This window comes from Microcella sp., from assembly GCF_046296455.1.
In the GTDB taxonomy this organism is placed as follows: Bacteria; Actinomycetota; Actinomycetes; order Actinomycetales; family Microbacteriaceae; genus Microcella.
In genome coordinates this window covers 1-4,124 of the sequence record NZ_JBKBLF010000045.1, presented here as the reverse complement: position 1 = coordinate 4,124, position 4,124 = coordinate 1, and the positions used below count along the sequence as shown (strand labels likewise).

Annotated in this window: 3 protein-coding genes and 1 pseudogene; 1 reads left to right on the top strand and 3 read right to left on the bottom strand. The window is 68.9% G+C overall.

All coding sequences use genetic code 11. The features are described from left to right. The first annotated feature begins 7 nt into the window (after positions 1–7). On the top strand, positions 8–100 hold the full coding sequence (locus tag ACK4HH_RS13125) for an integrase core domain-containing protein (protein WP_409652671.1): 93 nt from the start codon (positions 8–10) through the stop codon (positions 98–100). A gap of 22 nt (positions 101–122) precedes the next feature. Here ACK4HH_RS13125 and secA read toward each other — a convergent pair whose 3' ends face one another. The 3 genes and pseudogenes from secA to ACK4HH_RS13110 all read right to left on the bottom strand — a co-directional run. Then, entirely contained in the window at positions 123–3,002 is a 2,880-nt protein-coding gene (gene secA, locus ACK4HH_RS13120) for a preprotein translocase subunit SecA (RefSeq protein ID WP_409652788.1), read from the bottom strand. 189 nt (positions 3,003–3,191) lie between these two features. After that, entirely contained in the window at positions 3,192–3,872 is a 681-nt protein-coding gene (gene hpf / locus ACK4HH_RS13115) for a ribosome hibernation-promoting factor, HPF/YfiA family (protein ID WP_409652785.1), read from the bottom strand. Between the two features lie 68 nt (positions 3,873–3,940). Next, positions 3,941–4,124 (bottom strand): annotated as a pseudogene (locus ACK4HH_RS13110) (hypothetical protein); the annotation flags it as partial.

The window sequence follows — 4,124 nt, the reverse complement described above, 5'->3', positions numbered from 1 at the left end:
TCGGACGGTGCTGCCAGAATGGGTGCGCTATTACAACACCCAGCGACCCCACGGCTCTCTCGGCCACAAGGCGCCCATGACCGTCCTCGCGGCGGCATGAACAACGTCACTGGGAACTACAGCTAGCGGCCCTTCTTCTTCTCCTGGGCGCGGCGCTGGGCGCGGTTGACCGGCGCGGGGCCGGCCGGGGCCGCGGGCTGCTTCTGGCCGAACGCGCCGGTTGCTCCGCCTGACGCGGCAGCGCCACCCTGGCCCTGGCCGTTCTGCGGCTGACCCTGCGGGGCGCGACGCGTCGGCGCGGCGGCCGGGGCCGCGGCCGGGCCGCCGAATGCGGCAGAGACCTGCGGCGCCGCCTGGCGGGCCGCATCCGTCGGCGCCTGCAGCACCTGGCCGCGCTGGTTGCGCACCTCGACGTCGCCGTCGGCCGACGGCGCCGTGTAGCTGAGGTTCTGCGGCGTCTGCGGCTGGTTGAGGCCCTTTGCCGTCACCTGGGCGGTGCCCTTGCTGCCCGTCACCTCGACCTCGAGGTTGAAGAGGAACCCGACCGCGTCCTCGCGGATCGCGCTCATCATCGACTGGAAGAGCGCGTAGCCCTCGCGCTGGTACTCGACGAGCGGGTCGCGCTGCGCCATGGCGCGCAGGCCGATGCCGTCTTTCAGATAGTCCATCTCGTAGAGGTGGTCGCGCCAGCGGCGGTCGATGACGCTCAGCACCACGCGGCGCTCGAGTTCGCGCGTCGCCGTGCGGCCCAGGCTCTCCTCCCGGCGCTCATAAGCGAGCTTGGCGTCGCTCACGACCTCGCGGATGAGGAAGGCGGGCGTGAGCTTGGTGCCGCCCTCGCTGATGACCTCGTCGATCGTGAGGCTCACGGGGTAGAGCGTCTTGAGCTCGGTCCAGATCTGCTCGAAGTCCCACTCGTCGCTGTGGCCCGAACCCGTGTGGGTCTCGACGATCTCGGTGATGACCTGCTCGATGAAGGTCTGCACGCGGTCTTTGAGGTCGTCGCCCTCGAGAATGTGGCGGCGGTCGGTGTAGATCGCCTCGCGCTGACGATTGAGCACGTCGTCGTACTTGAGCACGTTCTTGCGAATCTCGGCGTTGCGCGCCTCGACCTGCGACTGCGCTGAGCGGATGGCGCGGCTGACGACCTTCGATTCGATCGCGAGGTCGTCGGGCACGTTCGAGCGGCCCATGAGCGCCTCGGCCGCACCCGCGTTGAACAGGCGCATGAGGTCGTCTTGCAGCGAGAGGTAGAAGCGGCTCTCACCGGGGTCGCCCTGGCGGCCCGAGCGGCCGCGCAGCTGGTTGTCGATGCGGCGCGACTCGTGGCGCTCGGTGCCGAGCACGTACAGGCCGCCGACCTCGATGACCTTGGCGGCCTCGATCGCCACCTGCTCTTTGACGCGCGCGAACACCGCATCCCACTCGGCCTCGTACTCGTCAGGAGTATCGATGGGCGAGAGACCGCGGCCGTTCATCTCGGTGACGGCGAGGAACTCGGCGTTGCCGCCGAGCATGATGTCGGTGCCGCGGCCGGCCATGTTCGTGGCGACCGTGACAGCGCCGAGGCGGCCGGCCTGGGCGATGATCGAGGCCTCGCGCGCGTGGTTCTTGGCGTTGAGCACCTCGTGCTTGACGCCTCGCTTGGCGAGCAGGCGCGAGAGCAGCTCGCTCTTCTCGACGCTCGTGGTGCCGACGAGCACGGGCTGGCCGGTGGCGTGGCGCTGCACGATGTCTTCGGCCGCCTGCTCGAACTTGACCTGCTCGTTCTTGTAGACGAGGTCGGGCTGGTCGATGCGCTGCATCGGCAGGTTGGTGGGGATCGGCACGACGCCGAGCTTGTAGGTGCTCATGAACTCGGCGGCCTCGGTCTCGGCCGTACCGGTCATGCCCGAGAGCTTGGTGTAGAGCCGGAAGTAGTTCTGCAGCGTGACGGTGGCAAGGGTCTGGTTCTCGGCCTTGACCGTCACGCCCTCTTTCGCCTCGATCGCCTGGTGGATGCCCTCGTTGTAGCGGCGGCCCACGAGGATGCGGCCGGTGTGCTCGTCGACGATGAGCACCTCGCCGTTCATGACGACGTAGTCCTTATCGCGCTTGAAGAGGGCGGATGCCTTGATCGCGTTGTTGAGGAACGAGATGAGGGGCGTGTTGGCCGACTCGTACAGGTTGTCGATGCCGAGGTGGTCTTCGACCTTCTCGATGCCCGGCTCGAGCACACCGACCGTGCGCTTCTTCTCGTCGACCTCGAAGTCGACGCCCGCCTGCAAGCGGCTCGCGATGCGCGCGAACTCGGTGAACCACCGGTTCGCCTCGCCCGAGGAGGGGCCCGAGATGATGAGCGGCGTGCGCGCCTCGTCGATGAGGATCGAGTCGACCTCGTCGACGATCGCGAAGAAGTGGCCGCGCTGCACCATGTCGGCGGTCTGCCACGCCATGTTGTCGCGCAGGTAGTCGAAGCCGAACTCGTTGTTGGTGCCGTAGGTGATGTCGGCCGCGTACTGCTGGCGGCGCACCTCGGGGGTCTGGCCCGAGAGGATGCAGCCGGTGGTCATGCCGAGCGCGCGGAAGATGCGGCCCATGAGCTCGCTCTGGTAGCTCGCGAGGTAGTCGTTGACGGTAATGACGTGCACGCCGCGCGAGGGGATCGCGTTGAGGTAGGCCGCGAGCGTGGCGACGAGGGTCTTGCCCTCACCGGTCTTCATCTCGGCGATGTTGCCGAGGTGCAGGGCCGCGCCGCCCATGAGCTGCACGTCGAAGTGGCGCATGCCGAGCGTGCGCTTCGAGGCCTCACGCACGGCCGCGAAGGCTTCGGGCAGCAGGTCGTCGAGTGACTCGCCGTTGCCGTAGCGCTCGCGCAGCTCGACGGTCTCGTTGCGCAGCTCGTCGTCGGTGAGGTCGCTGAAGTCGTCTTCGAGCTGGTTGATCGCCTCGGCATAGGCCTTCAGTCGTCGCAGCAGTCGACCTTCGCCGACCCGCAGAACACGCTCGAGAACATTCGCCACTTCGGTCACTCCACTCGTCGGGCTGCACGGGGGGCCGTGCGGCCGGGCCTGGGCACGCCGCAGACCGCCGCAGAACACGGCCCGCTCATGCTAGCAAGTGCGACCCTGCGGCCGCCGTGCACGAGCCGGTGCGCACCCGGGGCGTGCCGGTCGGGGGCGCCGGCGCGGCACCGGCGCCCCCGCATCCATTCAGCGCCCGCGGCGCCCCGCGACCGCCGCGACCGGCTGCTCAGCCTCGAGGCCGATGACGCCGTAGTTCCAGCCCTGGCGGCGGTAGACGACGCTGGGCCGGTCGGTGGCGGCGTCGATGAACAAAAAGAAGTCGTGGCCGACGAGCTCGAGCTGGTCGACCGCCTCATCGACCGTCATCGCGGCGGCCGGGAACACCTTCTGCCGCACCACGACGGGCGAGTACACCTCGTCGGCCTCATCGGCCGGCTGCTGCACTGGGATCGCGCCCGTCGCGACCTTCTGAATGATGTCGGGGTCGGCGGGCGTGATGTCGAGTCCGGTGAAGCCCGCGGCCGAGGCCTCGTGCAGCGAGACGGGGCGGTGGTTGCCGCGGTGCACCTTGCGCTTGTCTTTCGCCCGGCGCAGGCGCTCGAGCAGCTTGTCGATCGCCAGGTCGAACGCGACGTACTTGTCGCTGCCCGGCGATTCGGCCCGCACGACGGGGCCGGGGCCGATGAGCGTCATCTCGACGCGATCATCGGGGGCTCGGCCGCCGCCCTTCTCGTGATGACGAGACACCTTGATCTCGAGCACCTGGGCGCGATCGGCGAGGTGCTCGATCTTCTCGGCCTTCTCAGTCGCGTAGTCGCGGAACCGGTCGGTGATGCCGATGTTGCGTCCGGTGATGGTGATGTCCACGTCAACCTCCTGAGCCGTCAGCGTGCCGCCTGTCGGTCAGGCGATCGTCACGCCTCCTTTCCCTCACGCTAGTCCTCGGCGCGCCCGTTGTCACCGGGACGTTGGTCATCGTCAGCCATGAATCTCCAGGGGATGCTCGACACGCCTCGTCGACGCGGCGTCGCGGCGATCGCGGCGGCGCCCGCGACCTCGGCGCCAGCCGCTCGCAGGGCGCGCGCGGCCGCGCGCAGCGTGGCGCCGCTCGTGACGACG